At 72.5% G+C, this 20,156-nt stretch carries 17 protein-coding genes, 1 other RNA gene and 1 pseudogene; 15 read left to right on the top strand and 4 right to left on the bottom strand.

Features of this window, described 5'->3' with window-relative positions:
- The first annotated feature begins 82 nt into the window (after nt 1–82).
- Nucleotides 83–1,003: a hypothetical protein gene (locus AB0G84_RS29580; RefSeq protein WP_361327343.1), complete on the top strand. Its 921-nt coding sequence runs from the start codon at nt 83–85 to the stop codon at nt 1,001–1,003.
- 144 nt (nt 1,004–1,147) lie between these two features.
- Here the strand turns inward: AB0G84_RS29580 and AB0G84_RS29575 are convergent, their stop codons facing one another.
- Nucleotides 1,148–1,342: a hypothetical protein gene (locus tag AB0G84_RS29575; RefSeq protein WP_361327340.1), complete on the bottom strand. Its 195-nt coding sequence runs from the start codon at nt 1,340–1,342 to the stop codon at nt 1,148–1,150.
- A gap of 251 nt (nt 1,343–1,593) precedes the next feature.
- Between AB0G84_RS29575 and ftsE the strand changes: the two genes are divergently transcribed.
- The 5 genes from ftsE to ssrA all read left to right on the top strand — a co-directional run bounded on the left by ftsE (nt 1,594) and on the right by ssrA (nt 5,515).
- A complete protein-coding gene (gene ftsE, locus AB0G84_RS29570) occupies nt 1,594–2,283 on the top strand; it encodes a cell division ATP-binding protein FtsE (protein ID WP_018091242.1) in 690 nt (229 codons plus the stop codon).
- 9 nt (nt 2,284–2,292) lie between these two features.
- Entirely contained in the window at nt 2,293–3,204 is a 912-nt protein-coding gene (gene ftsX / locus AB0G84_RS29565; protein ID WP_361327336.1) for a permease-like cell division protein FtsX, read from the top strand.
- A gap of 68 nt (nt 3,205–3,272) precedes the next feature.
- Nucleotides 3,273–4,493, top strand: coding sequence for a S41 family peptidase (locus tag AB0G84_RS29560; RefSeq protein WP_361327333.1), 1,221 nt, complete (start codon nt 3,273–3,275; stop codon nt 4,491–4,493).
- An 18-nt stretch (nt 4,494–4,511) separates the two neighbouring features.
- On the top strand, nt 4,512–5,009 hold the full coding sequence (smpB, locus tag AB0G84_RS29555) for an SsrA-binding protein SmpB (RefSeq protein WP_361327330.1): 498 nt from the start codon (nt 4,512–4,514) through the stop codon (nt 5,007–5,009).
- Nucleotides 5,010–5,144: 135 nt separating this feature from the next.
- Nucleotides 5,145–5,515, top strand: a transfer-messenger RNA (tmRNA) gene (gene ssrA, locus AB0G84_RS29550).
- Nucleotides 5,516–5,617: 102 nt separating this feature from the next.
- Here the strand turns inward: ssrA and AB0G84_RS29545 are convergent.
- On the bottom strand, nt 5,618–6,883 hold the full coding sequence (locus AB0G84_RS29545) for an MFS transporter (RefSeq protein ID WP_361327327.1): 1,266 nt from the start codon (nt 6,881–6,883) through the stop codon (nt 5,618–5,620).
- Between the two features lie 147 nt (nt 6,884–7,030).
- Between AB0G84_RS29545 and AB0G84_RS29540 the strand changes: the two genes are divergently transcribed.
- Nucleotides 7,031–8,005: a LysR family transcriptional regulator gene (locus AB0G84_RS29540; RefSeq protein ID WP_361327324.1), complete on the top strand. Its 975-nt coding sequence runs from the start codon at nt 7,031–7,033 to the stop codon at nt 8,003–8,005.
- A gap of 88 nt (nt 8,006–8,093) precedes the next feature.
- On the opposite strand, the gene AB0G84_RS29535 is transcribed toward AB0G84_RS29540, so the two are convergent.
- Together AB0G84_RS29535 and AB0G84_RS29530 are read right to left on the bottom strand one after the other, a co-directional pair.
- A complete protein-coding gene (locus tag AB0G84_RS29535) occupies nt 8,094–8,414 on the bottom strand; it encodes a DUF397 domain-containing protein (protein ID WP_361327321.1) in 321 nt (106 codons plus the stop codon).
- A gap of 71 nt (nt 8,415–8,485) precedes the next feature.
- Complete coding sequence (locus AB0G84_RS29530) at nt 8,486–9,244, bottom strand: helix-turn-helix transcriptional regulator (RefSeq protein ID WP_361327318.1); 759 nt, start codon at nt 9,242–9,244, stop codon at nt 8,486–8,488.
- Between the two features lie 309 nt (nt 9,245–9,553).
- Here AB0G84_RS29530 and AB0G84_RS29525 point away from each other — a divergent pair, with 309 nt between their 5' ends.
- From AB0G84_RS29525 to AB0G84_RS29490, 8 genes and pseudogenes are all read left to right on the top strand, one after another.
- Nucleotides 9,554–10,996, top strand: a complete 1,443-nt coding sequence (locus AB0G84_RS29525; protein ID WP_361327315.1) for a nitrate/nitrite transporter — start codon at nt 9,554–9,556, stop codon at nt 10,994–10,996.
- A 259-nt stretch (nt 10,997–11,255) separates the two neighbouring features.
- Nucleotides 11,256–12,458 (top strand): uroporphyrinogen-III synthase, encoded by a 1,203-nt coding sequence (locus AB0G84_RS29520; protein WP_361327312.1) that lies wholly within the window; start codon nt 11,256–11,258, stop codon nt 12,456–12,458.
- A gap of 292 nt (nt 12,459–12,750) precedes the next feature.
- Nucleotides 12,751–13,311, top strand: a pseudogene (locus tag AB0G84_RS29515) (ABATE domain-containing protein); the annotation flags it as partial.
- A 421-nt stretch (nt 13,312–13,732) separates the two neighbouring features.
- Complete coding sequence (locus tag AB0G84_RS29510; RefSeq protein WP_361327309.1) at nt 13,733–14,254, top strand: sigma-70 family RNA polymerase sigma factor; 522 nt, start codon at nt 13,733–13,735, stop codon at nt 14,252–14,254.
- Complete coding sequence (locus AB0G84_RS29505) at nt 14,251–15,000, top strand: zf-HC2 domain-containing protein (protein ID WP_361327306.1); 750 nt, start codon at nt 14,251–14,253, stop codon at nt 14,998–15,000. Before AB0G84_RS29510 ends, AB0G84_RS29505 begins: the two co-directional genes overlap by 4 nt.
- Before the next feature lie 141 nt (nt 15,001–15,141).
- Nucleotides 15,142–17,634: a UvrD-helicase domain-containing protein gene (locus AB0G84_RS29500; protein WP_361327303.1), complete on the top strand. Its 2,493-nt coding sequence runs from the start codon at nt 15,142–15,144 to the stop codon at nt 17,632–17,634.
- Nucleotides 17,635–18,056: 422 nt separating this feature from the next.
- Nucleotides 18,057–19,490 (top strand): NAD-dependent malic enzyme, encoded by a 1,434-nt coding sequence (locus tag AB0G84_RS29495; protein ID WP_361327300.1) that lies wholly within the window; start codon nt 18,057–18,059, stop codon nt 19,488–19,490.
- Nucleotides 19,491–19,797: 307 nt separating this feature from the next.
- Nucleotides 19,798–20,079 carry an HU family DNA-binding protein gene (locus AB0G84_RS29490; RefSeq protein ID WP_006605312.1) on the top strand — a complete coding sequence of 94 codons (282 nt, stop codon included), beginning with the start codon at nt 19,798–19,800 and terminating at the stop codon, nt 20,077–20,079.
- Nucleotides 20,080–20,156: the final 77 nt, after the last annotated feature.

The following is a 20,156-nucleotide window of genomic DNA, read 5'->3' as shown; positions in this document are numbered from 1 at the left end:
CCGGAGCTCGCCCACCCCCATCGGCTCGCGGCCCCTGCAACGGTGCTCCATTGACGAGTTCAGCTACTGGGGGTAGCAGTACATGACGAAGAAGACGCGAGTGCGCGTTGCGCGCATTGCGGCCGGTGCGGTGATCGCGGCGGGTGCGTCGCTCACCGCGACCGGTGTTGCCTCCGCGGCCAGCCTGGGTGAGACCGGCGGCCAGGACGGCGGGATCATCGGCGGCATCATCGGCGGGATCATCGGCGGCGGTGACTCCGGCGGCGACACCACCGGTGGCGACACTGCCGGCACCACCACCGGCGGCGAGTCCGCCGGCCAGGTCGGCGGCGAGATCGGTGGCACCGACGGCGGCCAGTCCGGCGGCGAGATCAGCGGCGGTCAGACCGGTGGCGACAGCGGCGCCCAGACTGGTGGCGAGAACGCCGGCCAGACGGGCGGCGAGAACGCCGGTCAGACCGGTGGCGAGAACGCCGGTCAGACCGGTGGCGAGAACGCCGGCCAGACGGGCGGCGAGAACGCCGGCCAGACCGGTGGCGAGAACGGTGGCCAGACCGGCGGTGACAACGGCGGTCAGACCGGCGGTCAGAACGGTGGCCAGACCGGTGGCGGCAACGGTGGCCAGACGGGCGGTGACAACGGCGGTCAGACCGGTGGTGACAACGGCGGTCAGACCGGTGGTGACAACGGCGGCCAGACCGGCGGCGGCAACGGCGGCCAGACCGGCGGTGACAACGGGGGCAACACCTCCGGCGACTCCACCGGCACCGGCACCGACAACGAGGGCTCCAAGCCGGTCGAGCAGCCCGGCAAGGGCAAGGAGCAGATCGGTGACACGCCCGGCCAGGCCAAGCAGCAGGCCAAGGGCGGCGAGCTGGCGGAGACCGGTTCGTCCGGCACCACCTTCCTGCTCATCGGTGCGGCCACGATGATCGCCGGCGGTGTGGGCTTCCGTATGCTGCCCCGCCTGATCAACAAGAACGGCGGCGCAGCAGCGGCCTAAGCGCTGATGTAGCACCACGTGGGGCCCGGGACGCCATGGCGTCCCGGGCCCTCGGCGTTATCCGGCGCAGCCCAGGTGCGCTGTGTACGGCGTCCACTACGCACGGAGCGGTGTCTTGCACGCTCCGTGATGATCCCGGCGCTGTCAGACGGTCTGGTGCAGCAGCAGCCCGACCGCGACCAGCACGATCATCAAAGCCAGCAGCATGGCGGGGCTGAGCTGGGCGAAGATACCGCCCGCTTGCTGCTGGAGCCGTTCTCTGCTCGCCCGGCACACAGGGCAGCGGCCCTCGCTCACAGGGGCCGCGCAGTTGGCGCACACCAGTCGGTCGTACGTCATGCGACCTCCTTCTCCACTGCACCAACGCACCGGAAGGCGCATCGGTTCCCTCCTCCACTGTGCCAGCTCCGGCTCGGAACGGCGCGCCCCGCGGGATTGTGCGGCTTTTTGTCCCAAAGGTGCCGTGAATAAACGCACCCAGTCCGTCCGCCGACTGCACCGCCCCACGAGGTTCGCGTATGGTCACGCACACCGACGGGAGCCGCAACTCGGCAACCCGTGCCGCTATCCAGGTCGACCGTGGTGCATCAGTGATCCGATTCGACAACGTCTCCAAGACCTACCCGAAGCAGAACCGGCCCGCACTCAGGGATGTCTCGCTCGAGATCGAGCGCGGTGAGTTCGTCTTCCTGGTGGGCTCATCGGGCTCCGGCAAGTCCACCTTCCTGCGGCTGCTGCTGCGCGAGGAGCGGGCCAGCCATGGCCATGTGCACGTACTCGGCAAGGACCTCGGGAAGCTCTCCAACTGGAAGGTTCCGCAGATGCGGCGCCAGGTGGGCACGGTCTTCCAGGACTTCCGACTGCTCCCCAACAAGACCGTCGGGGAGAACGTCGCCTTCGCCCTCGAGGTCATCGGCAAGCCGCGCGGTCAGATCCGCAAGACGGTCCCCGAGGTCCTCGAACTCGTCGGCCTCGGCGGCAAGGAGGACCGGATGCCGGGCGAGCTCTCCGGTGGTGAGCAGCAGCGTGTCGCCATCGCCCGGGCCTTCGTCAACCGCCCGATGCTGCTCATCGCGGACGAGCCCACCGGCAACCTCGACCCGCAGACCTCGGTCGGCATCATGAAGCTGCTGGACCGGATCAACCGGACCGGTACGACGGTGGTCATGGCCACCCACGACCAGCAGATCGTCGACCAGATGCGCAAGCGGGTCATGGAACTCGAAAAGGGCCGGCTCGTACGCGACCAGTCGCGCGGCGTGTACGGCTACCAGCACTGAAAGGACGCCATGCGCGCCCAGTTCGTCCTGTCGGAGATCGGCGTCGGTCTCCGCCGAAACCTCACGATGACCTTCGCGGTGATCGTCTCCGTCGCCCTCTCGCTGGGCCTGTTCGGCGCCTCACTGTTGATGCGCGACCAGGTCAGCACGATGAAGGGCTACTGGTACGACAAGGTCAACGTCTCCATCTTCTTCTGCAACAAGAACGACGCCGAGACCGGCGCCAACTGCGCCAAGGGTGCCGCCACCCAGCAGCAGAAGGACGACATCAAGGCCGAGCTGAACCGGCTGCCGATCGTTTCGAACGTGCAGTACGAGTCCAGCGACCAGGCCTACAAGCACTACAAGGAGCAGTTCGGCGACACCCCCGTCGCCGGGCTGGTGACGCCCGACCAGCTGCCGGAGTCCTTCCGCGTCAAGCTCAAGGACCCCACGAAGTTCACCGTCATCAAGTCGGCGTTCTCCGAGCGGCCCGGCGTCCAGGAGGTGCAGGACCAACGGGACACCGTTGAGCCGCTGTTCAACCTCCTCAACGGCATGAACATCGCCGCGATAGTCGTGATGGCGCTGATGCTCGTCGTTGCGCTGATGCTGATCGTCAACACCGTCCGGGTGTCGGCGTTCAGCCGGCGGCGGGAGACCGGGATCATGCGGCTGGTGGGAGCGTCCAGCTTCTACATCCAGATGCCGTTCATCCTGGAGGCCGCCATCGCGGGGCTGCTGGGCGCCGCGTTCGCCTGTGTGCTGCTCATCGGCGGCAAGTACGCCCTCATCAACAACTGGCTGGCGAAGAAGATCCAGGTGGTCAACTTCATCGGCTGGGACTCGGTGGCCGCGGTCCTTCCGTTGGTGCTGCTGATCGGGCTGTTGATGCCCGCGCTCGCCGCGTTCTTCGCGCTGCGCAAGTACCTCAAGGTGTGAGCTTTGCCAAGGGGCGCCGTACGGACAACACACCGTACGGCGCCCTTTTGTCCCCTAGACTCACCGGCATGTCGGGCCCGTGTTCGTACGACCGGCCCCGCCGCATTCGCCGCGGGGCGGCCCTGACGTTGTTCCTGGTGAGTGTGCTGGCCACCGGCGCGGTGACCGGCACCTGGAGCGACCGGGCGGAGGGTGCCGCCGGCCGTTCCGCCGCGGGCGGTTCGGAACTCCGGGGGCACGGCCGGGAGTCCGCCACCGCCGACCGGGCGGCCGTCGAGCGGGCCGCCGCCGAGGCCGTCGAGGACGGCAAGTCCGGTTCGCAGGCCGCCGCCGACGTCGTCAGCCGCAGCGGGGACCGCTGGTCGGCGATCTACACACCCCGTGAGTTCGAGGACTTCCAGGCGGGTTTGGACGGCGGCTACGTCGGTGTCGGCCTGTGGGTGCGGCAGCCGGCGGACGGCCGGACCGAGGTGTCCCGGGTGCAGCCCGGCAGCCCCGCCGCGCGGGCCGGTATCGCGGTCGGCGACCGGCTGCGCAGCATCGACGGCCGGACCACCCGCAGCCGGCCGGTCACCGAGATCGTCGCCGCGCTGCGCGGTGCGGCCCCCGGCGGCTCGCGGGCACCGGCCGCCGGCGCCGGCACCCCGGTACGGCTCGGCCTCCAGCGGGACGGCCACCGCTGGAGCACGACCCTGCACCGCATCCGGCTGCGGACCCACAACGTCGTCACCGACCATCCGGACGGACCGCACGGCCCGGTCCGCGTCAAGGTCACCTCCTTCGGCGAGGGCACCGGCGCGGCGGTCCGCCGGGCGGTGCGCCGCGCCTCCGGCAGCGACGGGTTGCTGCTCGACCTGCGGGGCAACACCGGTGGCCTGGTCACCGAAGCGGTCGCCACCGCCTCCGTGTTCCTGGACGGCGGGCTGGTCGCCTCCTATGACTACCGGGGCGGTCAGCGCGCCCTGTACGCCGAGCACGGTGGGAACACCCGGCTGCCGCTGGTGGTGCTGGTCGACGGCGGCACGATGAGCGCCGCGGAGCTGCTGTCCGGCGCGCTCCAGGACCGCGGCCGGGCGGTGGTGGTGGGCTCCCCGACGTTCGGCAAGGGCTCGGTGCAGATGCCCACCCGGTTGCCGGACGGTTCGGTCGCCGAGCTGACCGTCGGCCACTACCGCACGCCCGGCGGCCACACCGTCGACGGCGCCGGCATCACCCCCGACCTGGTCGTCGGGCGGCATGCCGAGCGGCGGGCCCGCACAGTATTGAGTGGCCTCGGGGTGGGCTCGTAGTGCGAAAATGGCCGCACTATGGCTAAGGACAAGGGCAAGGACAAGAACCCCGGGCGCAAGCTCGTGGCGCAGCACAAGAAGGCGCGGCACGACTACCACATCCTGGACACCTACGAGTGCGGTCTGGTGCTGACCGGCACCGAGGTGAAGTCGCTGCGTCAGGGCCGGGCGTCGCTGGTGGACGGCTTCGTCCAGATCGACGGCAATGAAGCCTGGCTGCACAACGTACACATTCCGGAGTACGCGCAGGGCACCTGGACCAACCACGCCGCCCGGCGCAAGCGGAAGCTGCTGATGCACCGCGTGGAGATCGACAAGCTGGAGTCCAAGAGCCAGGAGACGGGGCACACGATCGTCCCGCTGGCGCTGTACTTCAAGGACGGCCGGGCCAAGGTCGAGATCGCGCTGGCCAAGGGCAAGAAGGAGTACGACAAGCGGCAGACGCTCCGGGAGCAGCAGGACCGCCGGGAAGCGGACCGGGCGATCTCCGCGGTTCGCCGCCGGCAGTGGGCCTGAGCTGCGGGGGCGGCGCGGGAATAACAGTGGAATCCGCGCCCGTTGTTCACGTACGATGGCGGAGCACCCCACAGAGGGTGCCCAGCGCGGTACGGACCGGGAGACCGGCCTCGGACCGCATTGAAAAAACAACATGGGGATGATCGGTTTCGACAGCGGATGTCGAAACAGGGGAAGCGTGTCGAGGAAGCGGCAATGATCTCGTAAACCATATGCCGAAACCAATAATCGCCAACACCAAGCGCGATTCCTTCGCCCTCGCTGCCTAAGTAGCGACCTGCGAAGTGTCAGCCCGGGGATGATCCCGACCCGGATCCTGGCATCAGCTAGGGGTCTTATCCACTGAGCCCGGTCACGGGGCCCGGTGGAGACATCTCACAGTGACTGAGCCCGTCGGAGACTTGTTCGCGTGATCTCCGGGGCTGAGAAAAGCGCAGCGAACTGCACACGGAGAAGCCCTCTTTCCGCACCGTTGGACGCGGGTTCGATTCCCGCCATCTCCACTCATCCCATGTAGGCCGGCGCCCTCGCGAGTTTCTCGCGGGGGCGCCGGCTTTTTCGTGGGTCCGGGCCTCCGTGGGTCCGCGCTTCCGGTGGGTCCGGGCGTCTCAGTGGGCGTGGCGCGCCGACCAGGCGACGGCCAGCGCCAGGGCGGCGGCCGTGGCGGGGACCCCGTACGCGGCGGCGGGTCCGGCCAGGTGGTCCGCCGCCCAGCCGCCGGCCGCCGAGCCGGCCCCGATACCGCCCAGCAGCGCCGTCACGGCGAGCGTCATCCCCTCGTTCAGCCGCGCTGCCGGGGTGCGGGACTGGACCAGCGCCATGCCGGTGACCATGGTTGGCGCGGTGGTCATACCGGCCGCCAGGAGGGCGGCGGCCAGCGCCGCCGGGCCGCCGGTGGCCGCGGCGAACGGGGGCAGCAGCATCAGGGCGGCCATCGCGCCCACGCAGACGACGAAGCGGTGCGCGGGGCGGACCGCGGGGCGCAGCAGCCCGTGGAGCAGGCCGGCCGCGCAGGACCCGGCCGCCTGAAGGGCCAGCATCGCGCCCGCGGCGGAGCGTATGCCCTGGTCATCGGCGTACGCGAGGGTGACCACCTCCAGGGAGCCGAAGATCGCGCCGGTGGCGAGGAAGGTGAGCAGGAGGGGGCGGAAGCCGGGCAGGCACAGCGGGGAGGGGTCCCCGGAGCCGGCCGTCGCCCGCCCGGCGGCCGGGGGTTCGGTGCGGCGCTGGGCGGCGAAGAGCAGCATCCCGGTCAGCAGCAGCGCCGCGGCCACCGCCGTACCGGCCTCGGGGAAGAGCGTGGTGCACAGCAGGGTCGCGAGCAGCGGGCCGAGCAGGAAGCACAGTTCGTCCGCGGCCTGTTCGAAGGAGTTGGCGGTGTGCCGGGCGGCCGGGTCGTCGCGGAAGAGGTGTGCCCAGCGGGCGCGGGACATCCCGCCGGTGTTGGGCGTGGTGGCGGTGGCGGCGTACGAGGCGAAGAGGGTCCAGTTGGGCGCCCCGTAGCGCACGCACAGCAGCAGGGAGAGGGAGCCGAGCGCGGCGATCACGGTGGCCGGGACCGCGGTGCGGGCCTGGCCGTGGCGGTCGATCAGCCGTGCGGTCCACGGCCCGGCCAGCGCCGTGGCGGCCAGCCCGGTCGCGGTGACCGCGCCGGCCAGGGCGTAGGAGCCGCGCGAGCCGGCGATCATCAGGACCGCGCTGACGCTGAACATCCCCATCGGCAGGCGGGCCAGCAGGTTTGCTGCGGTGAAGGCGCGGGTGCCGGGGACGGCGAAGATCCGGCCGTAGGGGGCCGGCAGGCGGAAGCGGCGGCGCGGGGCGGGGCGTACCGGAGCGGGGGAGGCGACCGGCCGGGCGGCGAGGAAGAGGATCATGCCTCTACGGTCGTGGCGCGCCCCAGCGGCGGTCCAACACCTGGTGAGAGGCCATTCACGCACCTGTGTTGTGAATCTCTGATAGCGGGTCGTCGAGGGCGGCGGAAACCGGGGCGCGGGGCGGGTGGGCGCTGCCAGGATGGCCCGATGCCGTCCGATATCGATCCCCGCCTGCTCCGGGCGTTCACCGCCGTCGCCGAGGAGCTGCACTTCACCCGCGCCGCGGCCCGGCTGTACGTGGCGCAGCAGGCGCTGAGCCGGGACATCCGGCGGCTGGAGCGGGAGGTGGGCGCCGCGCTGTTCCTACGGACCACCCGCCAGGTGGCGCTCACCGAGGACGGTGCGCGGCTGCTGCCGTACGCCCGGCGGGTGCTGGCCGCGCACGAGGAGCTGACCGCGGCCCTCCGGCCGGTGCCGGAACGTCCGCTGCTGGTCGATGTGGCCGCCCCGGTGGGCACCGCGCACCGGGTGCTGGAGGCGGCCCGGGGCGCGCTGCCGGACAGCTGCGAGCTGGTGGCCCGCTTCCACAGCGGGTTGACCGGGGCGGCGGCGGAGCTGCTGGACGGGCGGCTGGACGTCTCCTTCGGGCGGTTCGCGGGCCTGCCGCCGGCGGTCCGGGCCGGCCTGGCGCATCAGCCGGTCCGGCTGGAGCCGATGGCGGTGCTGCTGCGCGCGGACCATCCGCTGGCGGCGCGGCCGGAGGTGCCGCTGGCGGAGCTGGCGGGCGAGACGCTCTACGCGGCGGCCGGCAATCCGCGCACGGCGGAGTGGACGGAGCTGGCGGCGCGGCTCTTCGCCGGGCGCGGTATCGCGATGGCCGAGCCGTTCCCGGAGATCGAGGGGGCGCAGGAGTTCGTGCGGGTGGTGCGGAAGCGGGGGTGGTCGGTGCTGGCGAGCGTGGAGTTCATCGAGGTGCCGGGGATGGTGCTGCGGCCGCTGGTGGACCCGGTACCGCTGTCGCCGGTGTCGATGGTGTGGCGGCGGGGGCTGGCGCATCCGGGGCTGGCGTCGCTGCGCACGGTGGCACGCGAACTGGGCGCCCGGGACGGGTGGTTGTCGCCGCCCGCGTGCGCCTGGTGGCTCCCGGAGGCGGATGCGCGGGCGATGAGCGTGCACGGCTGACGGCCGGGCTGCGGGGTCGGGCGAGGGGACGCCTGCCCGGCCGCGCTACGGAGGCGCCCGGCGCGGGAGGCGGCCGGGCGGCTCTGCGTTACGGGGCCGCCGTGGCGGCCGCGGTACCGGCGGCGTACGAGGTGAACGAGGCCCAGGCGCCCGGCGAGAAGTCGAGGTGCGGGCCCTCGGGGTCCTTGGAGTCGCGGACGTGGACGGTGGAGGGGTGCGCGGCGACCTCGACGCAGGCGCCGCCCTCCTCGCTGCTGTGGCTGGACTTGTGCCAGGGGTAGGCGACCTCCACGCAGTTGCCGCCTTCTTCGCTGCTGTAACTGGACTTACGCCATTGGTAGGCGACTTCGAGGCAGTTGCCGCCCTCGCTGCCGCTGTGGCTGGACTTGAACCACGTCAGGTCGGTCATCGCTCTCCTAGCAGCCGGTCCAACAGGCCCAAGGTCTCTTCGGCGTTGAGGGCCTGCATCCGCAGCATTCCCTACTTCTGGGAGAGGACGCTGACCTCGTTGGGGTCGTCGGTCAGCTCGCTGCTGCGCTGTGCCTCGGTGTAGGCCAGATGGTGGTGTTCGACGGTCTCCAGCAGGACGAATGGCCCGGCAAGTCCGGCGTGCGTCTCGCGGTTCAGCGGCAGGATCTGGATCGCCACTCCGGGCAGCTCCGCGCAGCTCCGCAGATGGGCGAGCTGGTCGCGCATGACGTGTCGGCCCCCGAGGTTGCTTCGCGCCACCGCCTCGGAGAGGACGAAGCTGGCGGCGACGGGTGGCTGCTTGTGCAGCAGCTCCTGGCGCTCCAGTCTCGCCGCGAGGCGCTTCTCGACCTCCCCCTCGCTGAGGTGCGGGACCGTGCTGCGGAAGGTCGCTCGCGCGTAGTCCTCGGTCTGGAGCAGACCGGGAACGACACCGTGCTCGTACGAACAGAGTGAGACGGCCAGCTGCTCGAAGCCGATGAACTCCTCCGCCCAGACCGGGTACTTGTCGCGCGCCGGCAGCTTTGCCACGCCCGCCGCCAACGCCCCTCCGGTGCCCAGCAGTTGGTCGAACTCGCCTGCCAGGTGGGGCAGCAGGGCGCGTCTGCCCTGCTCGATGGAGGCGATGGTCTCCTCGGACGCGGTGCTGCGTTCGCTGAGGGCGCGCTGGGTTAAGCCCGCGTTGATGCGGAACAGCGCCAGCTGGGTGCCGATGACTTCCATGGCGGCGGAGTGCCGGTTCTTGTTCTTGGGTTTCGCTCGCGGTGGCATGGCCCTCCACTCCCCCTGCGTCGGCGCGCATGACCCTGAGTACGCCCGTACTCGCGAGATGTACGGGTGCGGCTACGGGGACGGGTGTACGTACGGGCACACCGTAGTGACACTCCGCGACTGCGAGGTAGGGGCGCGGAGATCCGCCGCGGTGGGGCGGAGGGCCGGTCCGCGCCCCCTGCGGCGTGCCTCACCACCCCGCGGCCCGCCCCGTGAGCGCACGGTTGCGCGGAGGTCACCTCTCGCCACGGCGGAGGAAATCTGCCGTCCCTAGCGTCGCGTCCGACGACCCGACTCCTGGGAGGCGCGATGACGGCCGAGGCCGCGACAGGCACCCGTAGTGACAGTCCCGGCGGCACCCCGGCCGGTGGCCGGACCCGGCGCGGGGGGCGGTGGATCGAGCGGTGGGACCCCGAGGACGAGGGGTTCTGGCGGGAGACCGGTGAGCGGACCGCGCGGCGGAACCTGGCGCTCTCGGTGCTCTGCGAGCACATCGGGTTCTCCGTGTGGAGCCTGTGGTCGGTGATGGTGCTGTTCATGGGGCCGGAGTACGGCATCGACCCGGCCGGGAAGTTCTTCCTGGTGGCGGTGCCGACCCTGGTGGGCGGGGTGCTGCGGGTGCCCTACACCTTCGCGGTGGCGGTGTTCGGGGGCCGCAACTGGACGGTGGTCAGCGCGCTGTTGCTGCTGCTGCCGGTCGCGGCGGCCGCGGCCGTGATGCACCCAGGGACCTCGTACGGCACGTTCCTGCTGGTGGCGACGGTCGCCGGGGTCGGTGGCGGGAACTTCGCCTCGTCGATGACGAACATCAACGCCTTCTTCCCGCTGCGGAAGAAGGGGTACGCGCTGGGGCTGAACGCCGGCGGCGGCAACATCGGGGTGCCGGTGATCCAGCTGCTGGGGCTGCTGGTGATCGGCACCGCCGGGGCCGGCCACCCGCGGATCGTGCTGGCCGTCTATGTGCCGCTGATCGTGCTCGCCGCGGTGCTCGCGGCCCTGTTCATGGACAACCTCGCGCCCGTCACCAACGACACCGGCGCGGCCCTGGACGCCGCCCGGCAGCCGCACACCTGGGTGATGTCGCTGCTGTACATCGGCACCTTCGGCTCGTTCATCGGCTACAGCTTCGCCTTCGGGCTGGTGCTGCAGGGCCAGTTCGCCCGTACCCCCCTCCAGGCCGCGTCGCTGACCTTCATCGGGCCGCTGCTGGGGTCGCTGGTGCGGCCAGTCGGCGGGCGGCTGGCGGACCGGTTCGGCGGAGCCCGGATCACCCTGGGGAACTTCGCGGCGATGGCCCTGGCCACCGGTGTGGTGATCCAGGCCTCGGCGGTGCGGTCGCTGCCGGTGTTCCTGTGCGGGTTCATCGCGCTGTTCGCGCTGTCGGGGCTCGGCAACGGCTCCACGTACAAGATGATCCCGGGGATCTTCCAGGCCCAGGCGGTGCGCCGCGGCCTGGAGGGGGAGGCCGCGGCGGCCCACGGGCGGCGGCTGTCCGGCGCGGCGATGGGGCTGATCGGGGCGGTGGGCGCGCTCGGCGGGCTGGCCATCAACCTGGCCTTCCGGCAGTCCTTCCTGACGACCGGCTCGGGCACCCCAGCGTTCGTCTCGTTCCTGGCCGCCTATGCGGTGTGCGGCGCGGTGACCTGGGCCGTATACCTGCGGCCCGGGGCGCGGGGGCGGCGTGCGGCGGGCGAAGGCGTGGCCGAGCCGGCCACCGACGGGCCGCGGGGCCGGGTCCACGCGGAGGTGTGAGGCGGCGGGGCGCGGGGTGGCGCCCCTGCACCCGGCTGCGCGGCGGGGCGCGGGCGGTGGCGCCCGCACCCGGCCGCGCTGAACGGGGCGGGGCTGCTCGACCGGCCGCCCCGTGCCCCGTCGTAACAGCGGGGAAATACTGGAGGACCAGGCCTGTCACGTGGTGTTGGCACCCTGGACACTTGGCGCGCTGTGCCGTCCGAGCCGCGGCGGCGGTGCGCCGCACGCAGCACAACCACCCTGGGCGGAGCGGGACCACATGCACGATCGGCAGCAGGAGCAAGCGCAGGAGCGGGCGGGGCGGGACCGGACGGAACCGGGGGCGGAGCGGGCGGTCCGGCCGTTGGACGGGTTCACCGTCGGGGTGACCGCGGCCCGGCGGGCGGAGGAGCTGGGAGCGCTGCTGGAGCGGCGCGGTGCGGCGGTGCTGCACGCGCCGGCGCTGCGCATCGTCCCGCTGCCGGACGACACCGAACTCCTCGCGGTGACCCGGGACCTGATAGGGCACCCGCCGGACGTCGTGGTGGCCACCACCGCCATCGGTTTCCGCGGCTGGGTCGAGGCCGCGGAGGGCTGGGGGCTGGGGGAGGACCTGCTGGACCGGCTGACCGGGGTGGAGTTGCTGGCCCGGGGACCGAAGGTGCGGGGCGCCATCCGGGCCGCCGGGCTGACCGAGAAGTGGTCACCGGCCTCCGAATCGATGGCCGAGGTGCTTGACCGGCTGCTGGCGGAGGGCGTCGCCGGGCGCCGGATCGCCCTGCAACTGCACGGGGAGCCGCTGCCGGGGTTCGTGGAGGCGCTGCGGGCCGGCGGCGCCGAGGTCGTCGGGGTCCCGGTCTACCGCTGGATGCCGCCGGAGGACCTGGGGCCGGTCGACCGGCTGCTGGACGCGACCGTCGCGGGCGGCCTGGACGCGGTGACCTTCACCAGCGCACCGGCCGCCGCCTCGCTGCTGCGCCGTGCCGGGGAGCGCGGGATCCGCGAGGCGCTGCTGGCCGCGCTGCGTACGGAGGTGCTGCCGGTGTGTGTGGGACCGGTCACCGCGCTGCCGCTGGAGGCGGAGGACGTGCCGACCCTGCAACCGGAGCGGTTCCGGCTCGGACCGCTGGTGCAGCTGCTGTGCCGGGAACTGCCGGGCCGAGTACGGCCGTTGCCGGTGGCCGGGCGGTGGCTGGAGATCCGCGGGCACGCCGTCGTGGTGGACGGGGAGCTGCGGCCGGTGCCGCCGGCCGGGATGGCGCTGCTGCGGGCGCTGGCCCGCCGCCCCGGCTGGGTGGTCTCCCGCGCCGAGCTGCTGCGGGTCCTGCCGGGCGCGGGCCGGGACGAGCACGCGGTGGAGACCGCGATGGCCCGGCTGCGGGTGGCGCTGGGCACCCCCAAGCTGATCCAGACGGTCGTCAAACGGGGGTACCGGCTGGCACTGGACCCACATGCGGACACCGACAAGTACGGGGGCGCCTGAGGCCTGGTAGGGGCCGGTGCGGCTGGGTGCGGCCGGCCCGATCTGACGCGGTCCGGCGCGACCCGGTGCGCCCTGCGCCGCAGGTGTGGTGGCTGACGCGCGCCGCGGCAGGCGCACCGGGAGGTGCCTCAGCTGTCCACGCGCAGGGCCCGCTGCGCGTCTCCACGTGCCGGGGCAGGGTCGGGTGCGCGGCCCCGGGGGCGGGAGTGGCCGCCTCCGGAGGGTTCCGGCCGGACGGTGCGCCGGGCACCCTGGGAGCACACGTGTCGGGTTCCTAAGGAGTGACAGGCACATGACGGCGCCTTGCGACCTGCGGTTCGACTGCGGCCGGATCTGCCTGGACCTGGTGGCCACGGCCGGCGGGGTGCCCGCCGAACGGCTCACCGGCCCCGAGCAGTTGGCGGCCTGGCTGGCGGGCGCCGGGCTGGTGCCGCACGGCACACCGCTGGACGGCCTCGACGGCCGGTGGGTGCCCCGTTTCCGGGCACTGCGCGACCTGCTGCACCGGGTGGTGCACGACGAACTGGACGGCCGGGCGGCCGACGAGGACCTGGCGCGGCTCAACTCCGCCGCCCGCTCCGGCCGGCCGCCCGCCCCGGGTGCGGTACGCGGTGCCGACGGCGCCCTGGCCCGGGTGCTGTCCGAACCGCCCGACTGTGCCGGGCTGCTGGCCGCGGTGGCCCGGGACGCGGTGGCGCTGCTGACCGATCCGGTGGCCCGTGGCCTGCTGCGGCAGTGTGCGGCCGGGAACTGCTCGCTGGTCTATCTGGACACCTCGCGCGGCCGGCGCCGCCGCTGGTGCTCCAGCGAGGTGTGCGGCAACCGCGAGCGGGTGGCGCGGCACCGCCGGCGGATCGTGCGCGAGGGGGCCGACGAGGGGGCCGACGAGCGGGCCGACGGGGGCCATCCGGCGCCCGCACCGGACGCGCCCGCCTCCGCGCCGTCTTCCCCACCCGTTGCCGTGCCGTCCGCACCGGCGCCCGTCCCACCGGCACCGGCCGTACGGGCTTCCGCACCCGCCGGCCCCACCTCCGCGCCCACCGCATCCGCCTCCACCCCGGCATCCGCGCAGGCCGCGCCCGCTCCCGCACCCGCCGGCCCCACCTCCGCGCCGGCCAACTCGGCGCCGGGGAAAAATATTTCTGCCGGCAGCTGAGTATCCCGCCCGTCCCGTCCGTACTCCTCACCGCAAGTCCGATTCATGGCCAGGCCCCCGGCGATCTTGGGTGATCCGGGCTATCGACCCGGGAGTTGGAGTGCGTAAGGATGCCGTCGTGGCAGACAGGACGACACCTGACGAGGAGCTCATGCGAGCCCTCTATGACGAGCATGCGGGCCCGCTCCTCGCTTTCGTCCTGCGACTGGTGGCGGGAGACCGGCACCGCGCGGAGGACGTGGTGCAGGAGACGTTGGTGCGCGCCTGGCGCAACGCCGACCAGTTGCAGCGGGCCACCGGATCGATCCGTCCCTGGCTGGTGACGGTCGCCCGGCGGATCGTGATCGACGGGCACCGGAGCCGGAAGGCCAGACCCCAGGAGGTCGACGCGACCCCTCTGGAGACCATGCCGGCGGCCGACGTCATCGACCGGGCGCTGCGCATGATGACGATCTCGGAGGCGCTGAGCGACCTCAGCCAGGCCCACCGCGAGGCCCTCGTGGAGACGTACTTCAGGGAGCGTACGGTCAACGAGGCAGCGGAGGTGCTGCGCGTGCCGGCCGGAACCGTACGGTCCCGGGTCTTCTACGCGCTGCGCTCCCTGAAGCTCTCGCTGGAAGAACGAGGAGTAACGGAGTGATCCCGCCCACGCCGCCGGACCGGCACGCCGACGTCGGCGCGTACGCGCTGGGCGTCCTGGACGCCGCCGACGCGGAGCAGTTCGAGGTGCATCTGGCCGCCTGTGACTGGTGTGCGGCCGAGCTGGAACAGCTGATGGGCCTGCCGCGGGTGCTGGCCGACTTCAAGGCGTCCGCACCCACCCCGGAGACGATCACCGCGGTGCCCGGGCCCGGACTGCTCCACGGACTGCTCGGCGAGGTCACCGCCACCCGCCGCGGGCGCGCCCGCCGCCGGCTGTTCCTGGTCGCCGCGGCCGTGGTGCTGATCGTCGGCGGCCCGCTGGTCGCCCTCTCCCTCAAGGGCGGCGCCGCCGACCCGCCGGCACCCGCGGCCCCGCCGCTGGCCAGCGCTGTCCGCGCCCAGTACGCCGAGGGCGAGAAGGTCACGTCCGTCGACCCGGACACCAAGGTGTCGGCCGGCGTCTCCATGGCGTCCCGCCCCTGGGGCACCCAGGTCGTCCTCGAACTCGCCAACGTCAAGGGCCCCCTCAGCTGCAGCCTGATCGCGGTCGGCAAGGACGGCCACCGGCAGACCGTCACCACCTGGGCCGTGCCCAAGGGCGGCTACGGCATCCCCGGCAGCCCCGCCAAGTGGAACCGCGAGCCCCTGTACGCGGCGGGCGGCGCGGCCCTGGACCGCGGCGACATCGACCACTTCGAGATCAGCACCCTGGAGGGCAAGAGGCTGGCCACGGTCAAGGCCTGAGACGCCCGAAGTGGAGGTCTGAATCAACATCCGGCAGATTCTGGTGGAATCTGCCCGATTTTTCCCCGCTGGCCAGGTGCGCACGGTGCCCGGTTCGCGTACGGTTGACGGCTGCCCTACGCACAGCAGAAGGGGGCCTGGGTGGCCGCGCACAACGCCACGCACGCACCGGACCACGCGCCGGATTCCGTTCGCGACCGTGAGATCGAGGCCGAGCAGACGCATCTGGACCGCGTCTACCGGCGCCTCGAGGAGAAGATCCACGAGGCGGAGTTCCTGATGGACGACGCCGCCAAGCGCGGCCAGGTCGGCACGCCCGGCGCGCTGGCCGAGCGGGACGCCCAGGTGTTCCAGGCCGGCGTCCACCTCCACCGGCTGAACTCCGAGTACGAGGACTTCCTCTTCGGACGGATCGACCTGCTCCTCGGCAAGGACGGCAAGAAGGGCCCGGACGGCGCGTACACCTCCGTCGAGCCCGCCGAGGGCGTCGTCGAGAACAACCGCGCCGAGATCGCCGAGACGCTGCACATCGGCCGTCTCGGCGTCCTCGACGCGGACTACTCCCCGCTGGTCATCGACTGGCGGGCGCCGGCCGCCGCCCCCTTCTACCGCGCCACCCCGGTGGCGCCCGGCCGGGTCGTCCGCCGGCGGGTGATCCGCTCCAAGGGCCGCCGGGTCCTGGGCGTCGAGGACGACCTGATGCGCCCGGAGGTCACCGCGACCCTGGACGGCCAGGAGCTGCCGGCGATCGGCGACGGCGCCCTGATGGCGGCGCTGGGCCGGGCCCGCAGCCACACCATGCGGGACATCGTCTCCTCCATCCAGGCCGAACAGGACCTGGTCATCCGCGCCCCGGCCGCCTCGGTCACCGAGGTCGAGGGCGGCCCCGGCACCGGCAAGACCGCGGTCGCCCTGCACCGCGCCGCCTACCTCCTCTACCAGGACCGCCGCCGCTACGCCGGGGGCATCCTGATCGTCTCCCCGACCCCGCTGCTGGTCGCCTACACCGAGGGCGTGCTGCCGTCCCTCGGCGAGGAGGGCCAGGTCGCCATCCGGTCGCTCGGCTCGCTCGTCGACGGCGCCGAGGCCACCGCGTACGACCCGCCGGCCGTCGCCCGCATCAAGGGCTCCGCGCGGATGCAGAAGCTGCTGCGCAAGGCGGCCCGCGGGGCGCTGGAACTGGCGGCACCGGCGGCACCGCCGGCGGAACCGGAGGACGGGTCCGGCCCGGCCACCGGGGCGGACGCCCAGCTGTCCCTGGAGGACCTCTTCGAGGCGCCCGCCGCACCCCCCGCAGCCGCCGGCCGCCGTACCCGCTCCCGGGGCCGCCGGCCCGCCACCGCACCCGCCCGGCTGCGGGTCGTCGCCTTCGGCACCCGGCTCGAACTGGACGCCGACGAGCTGCACGCCATCCGCCAGTCGGCCCTGGGCGGCACCGCCCCGGTCAACCTGCTGCGCCCGCGCGCCCGGCGGCTGATCCTGGACGCCCTGTGGGCCAAGTCGGGCGCCGGCCGCCGCTACACCGACCCGGAACTCGCCGCCGAGGCCCGTGCGGGCTTCGACGAGGACCTCATCACCGAGCCGGACTTCCAGGCCTTCCTGGACGCCTGGTGGCCCGAGCTGACCCCGCGCGGGGTGCTCGCCACGATGGCCGACGACAAGCTCCTGGGGCGCTGGGCGCGCCGCGTCCTCAACCCCCGGGAGGTGCGCCAACTGGCCCGCTCCCTGGGCCGGTTGGACGCCGACGGGCACGGCCCGCTGTCGGTGCACGACGTCGCGCTGCTGGACGAGCTCCAGCTGATCCTCGGCGCCCCGATGCGTCCGGCCCGCCCGCGCGAGGCCGACCCGCTCGACCAGCTCACCGGCCTGGAGGAGCTGACGACCTACGTGGACCGCGCCGGCGGTGGGCGCGGCCGGCGCGACCGGCTGGAGGAGGAGCGCACCGACTACGCCCATGTCATCGTCGACGAGGCACAGGACCTGACGCCGATGCAGTGGCGGATGGTCGGCCGCCGCGGCCGGCACGCCACCTGGACCGTCGTGGGCGACCCCGCGCAGTCCTCGTGGTCCGACCCGGACGAGGCCGGGCTCGCCCGGGACGAGGCGCTCGGCACCCGCCCGCGCCGCCGCTTCACCCTGACCGTCAACTACCGCAACCCCGCGGAGATCGCCGAACTCGCCTCCAGGGTGCTGGCGCTGGCGATGCCCGGGATGCCGTCGCCGCGGGCAGTCCGCTCGACGGGCCTCAGGCCGCGCTTCGCGCTCGCCGGGGACGGCTCGGCGGCCGCCGGTGACGCGGAGCTGGCCGAGGCCACCACCGCCGAGGCGAAGCGGCTGCTGGACGCGGTGGACGGCACGGTCGGCGTGGTGGTGGCCATGAACCGCCGGGAGCAGGCCCGCCGTTGGCTCGCCCCGCTCGGCGACCGGGTGGTGGCGCTGGGCTCTCTGGAGGCCAAGGGCCTGGAGTACGACGCCACGCTGGTGGTCTCGCCGGCCGAGATCGCCGACGAGTCCCCGGCCGGCCTGCGGGTGCTCTATGTGGCGCTGACCCGCGCCACCCAGCAGCTGACGGTGCTCTCCGCCGCGCCCGACGAGCCGGACGCGGCCGGGGTGCCCGACCTGCTGCGGGACTGAGCGCCGGGGCCGTGCCCCGGTGCGCGTCGGGGGCCGTACGGGGGAAGGTGAAATCCATCCGCGGGACGGGATTCCCTTCCGGGGAGGGTTTGTTAGCCTGGGTGACGGCACCGGCTCGATCCAAGCCCCCGGGCCCAACCATCGTCGCTACGAGCGACCACTTGCCGCGAGGCGAGCATGGCGGGTCGGTGTCATAGCGTGTCAAGAGGCCCACGTCAGCACATGACGTGGGCCTCTTTGCGCACCCCGTCAATTCTCGTATGGTGGAATGCGTTTTCCGAAGTCGACGCCTCCTGGTGAACACAAGGTTCGCAATCCACCGCGGCTACCGCGTACCGAGGGGTAGGTGCGACGATCGGACGGCACAACGCTGTGACACGCAGCGACACACAGCGACACGGTGAAAGCAGAGGAAGTCGGCCATGGCAACGGCGCCCAGCGTCTCCTACTCGATGACGGTCCGGCTGGAGGTGCCCGCGAGCGGAACCGCGGTCTCCCAGCTCACCACGGCCGTCGAGTCCCACGGAGGCTCGGTCACCGGCCTCGACGTCACGGCGTCCGGACACGAGAAGCTCCGGATCGACGTCACCATCGCGGCGACCTCGACCGCACACGCCAACGAGATCGTCGAGCAGCTCCGTGGCATCGAGGGCATCTCGCTCGGCAAGGTCTCGGACCGTACGTTCCTGATGCACCTCGGCGGCAAGATCGAGATGTCGTCGAAGCACCCCATCCGCAACCGCGACGACCTGTCCATGATCTACACCCCCGGCGTCGCCCGGGTCTGCCAGGCCATCGCCGACAACCCCGAGGACGCCCGCCGGCTGACCATCAAGCGCAACAGCGTCGCGGTGGTCACCGACGGCTCCGCCGTCCTGGGCCTGGGCAACATCGGCCCCAAGGCCGCGCTGCCCGTCATGGAGGGCAAGGCGGCCCTCTTCAAGCGCTTCGCCGGCATCGACGCCTGGCCGCTGTGCCTGGACACCCAGGACACCGACGCCATCGTGGAGATCGTCAAGGCCATCGCGCCCGGCTTCGCAGGCATCAACCTGGAGGACATCTCCGCCCCCCGCTGCTTCGAGATCGAGGCGCGGCTGCGCGAGGCCCTGGACATCCCGGTCTTCCACGACGACCAGCACGGCACCGCCATCGTGGTGCTCGCCGCCCTCACCAACGCGCTGCGGGTCGTCGGCAAGAAGATCGAGGACGTCCGGGTCGTGATGTCCGGCGCCGGTGCGGCCGGCACCGCCATCCTCAAGCTGCTGATCGCGGCCGGTCTCGGGCACGCCGTGGTCGCCGACATCCACGGTGTGGTGCACGCCGGCCGTACGGACCTGGTCGACGCCGACCCCGACTCGGCGCTGCGCTGGATCGCCGACAACACCAACCCCGAGGGCGTCACCGGCACCCTCAAGGAGGCCGTGGTCGGCGCGGACGTCTTCATCGGCGTCTCCGCCCCGAACGTGCTGGACGGCGAGGACGTCGCGAAGATGGCCGACGGTGCGATCGTGTTCGCACTCGCCAATCCCGACCCCGAGGTCGACCCGGCCATCGCCCGGCAGACCGCGGCCGTCGTGGCCACCGGCCGCTCGGACTTCCCGAACCAGATCAACAACGTCCTGGTGTTCCCCGGCGTCTTCCGCGGCCTCCTGGACGCCCACTCCCGTACGGTGAACACCGAGATGATGCTGGCTGCGGCCCGCGCCCTCGCCGACGTCGTCCTGGAGGACGAGGTCAACCCGAACTACATCATCCCCAGCGTCTTCAACGAGAAGGTCGCGGGCGCGGTGGCCGGTGCGGTCCGTGAGGCGGCCAAGGGCAGCGGACCGGCTGTGACTGCTGCCACGGCGGTCTGAGTACGGCGCGTCGCGGGACACGCCGTCCGTAAGGCGCCCATAGGGTGGCGGACAGTGGGCGACCGCCGCCCTGCGGCGCCGGCCCGGAGCGGGAATGGTACGGAGCGTCACCACTGACGAGGCAGTGGCGCTTTTCGTGTGACCCTCCTGGGTGCCGGATTGGCTTTACCGCCGCAGGTAGGGGCAGGATGCGTAATCGGGCGAGAGGGTCTGGCACCAGACCCGGGTCCGGAGACTGTCCGAGGACCCTGGCAGCATCGGCTTCGATCTCACGCCTCATTGGCAAGAAGAACACGGGAGTACAAACATGAACCGCAGTGAGCTGGTGGCCGCTCTGGCCGATCGCGCCGAGGTGACCCGCAAGGACGCCGACGCCGTTCTGGCTGCCCTCGCCGAGGTGACCGGCGAGGTCGTCGCCAAGGGCGACGAGAAGGTCACCATCCCCGGCTTCCTCACCTTCGAGCGCACCCACCGTGCCGCTCGTACCGCGCGCAACCCGCAGACCGGTGACCCGATCCAGATCCCGGCCGGCTACAGCGTGAAGGTCTCCGCGGGCTCCAAGCTCAAGGAAGCCGCCAAGGGCAAGTAAGACCCTCAGCACGGCATGACGGGGCGGCCATCCCCTCCAGGGGTGGCCGCCTTTCGCATGCCCGCACGCCCCCGGGC

Source organism: Streptomyces sp. NPDC020742 (assembly GCF_040641675.1).
Lineage (GTDB): Bacteria > Actinomycetota > Actinomycetes > Streptomycetales > Streptomycetaceae > Streptomyces.
The sequence above is the reverse complement of the archived record's forward strand: the minus strand, read 5'-3'. Positions and strand labels throughout refer to the sequence as shown.